A 1095-nucleotide genomic window follows, 5' to 3' on the forward strand; every position below is an offset into this window, starting at 1 on the left:
CCCGATCCGTCGACGACCTGGTCAAAGCCCTCGGAGCCGACACCGGAATCTCCAAGAGCGAGGTCTCCCGCATCTGCCAGGACCTCGACGGCCAGCTGACCGCGTTCCGCACCCGGCCCCTTGACCACGTCCGCTTCCCCTACGTCTACCTCGACGCGACCTACTGCAAGGCCAGAGTCGATCACCAAATCGTCTCCCGGGCCGTCGTCATCGCCACCGGCATCACCGAGGACGGCGGCCGCGAAGTCCTCGGCGTGATGGTCGGCGACAGCGAGACCGAACTGTTCTGGACCGAGTTCCTCCGCCACCTGCGCGAACGCGGCCTGACCGGCGTCCGGCTCGTCATCGGCGACCACCACCTCGGCCTGGTCAAAGCCATCCGCAAGGTCATGCTCGGCGCCGCCTACCAGCGCTGCCGCGTTCACTTCCTGCGCAACACCTTCGCCGTGATCAGCAAAGAAGCCGGCGAGATGGTTGCCGCGACGATCCGCACGATCTTCGCCCAGTCCACCGCGGACGCGGTCCGCACCCAGCTCGACACGGTCGCCGACATGCTCGGCAAGCAGTTCCCGAAGGTCAAGGAGATGCTGCTGGACGCGAAGGACGACCTGACCGCCTTCGCCGCCTTCCCAGAGCGACATTGGAAGAAGATCCAGTCGACCAACCCGCTGGAGCGGATCAACCGCGAGGTCAAACGCCGCACCGACGTCGTCCAGGTCTTCCCCAACGACGACGCGCTCCTGCGACTGGTCACCGCCGTGCTCTTCGAACTGCACGACGAGTGGATCGCCTTCCCCCGCCGCTACCTTCCAGAAGGCAGCATGGACCAGCTCTACCCCGAGCTCCCCGAAAGCGCCCCCGCACTACCCAACACCACGAACACGACCGCCGGTTGATCGGCTACACCACAACAAGGGACACGACCACCGTCTTCCCGTGCGGGCCCTGCGTGGAGCCCCAGGACGCGGCGAGCGTGTCGATGACATGCAGTCCGTGTCCGCCGGGGCGGGAGGGCTCGGCCGGGCGGACGACCGGCGGGCGCGGGTCCGTGTCAGCGACAGACACCGTCAGCTGGAACCCTTCGAGCACCAGGGC

Annotated in this window: 2 protein-coding genes; one reads left to right on the forward strand and one right to left on the reverse strand. The window is 67.2% G+C overall.

All coding sequences use genetic code 11. The features are described from left to right. The coding region (locus TR50_RS41840; protein WP_042435844.1) for an IS256 family transposase at positions 1-896 on the forward strand (896 nt) is incomplete at its 5' end. A gap of 4 nt (positions 897-900) precedes the next feature. Here the strand turns inward: TR50_RS41840 and TR50_RS47485 are convergent. Continuing rightward, positions 901-1095, reverse strand: a 195-nt coding sequence (locus TR50_RS47485) for an ATP-binding protein (protein ID WP_042435846.1), incomplete at its 5' end; no start/stop codon positions are given.

Origin of the sequence: Streptacidiphilus anmyonensis, assembly GCF_000787855.1 — a bacterium.
GTDB lineage: Bacteria > Actinomycetota > Actinomycetes > Streptomycetales > Streptomycetaceae > Streptacidiphilus > Streptacidiphilus anmyonensis.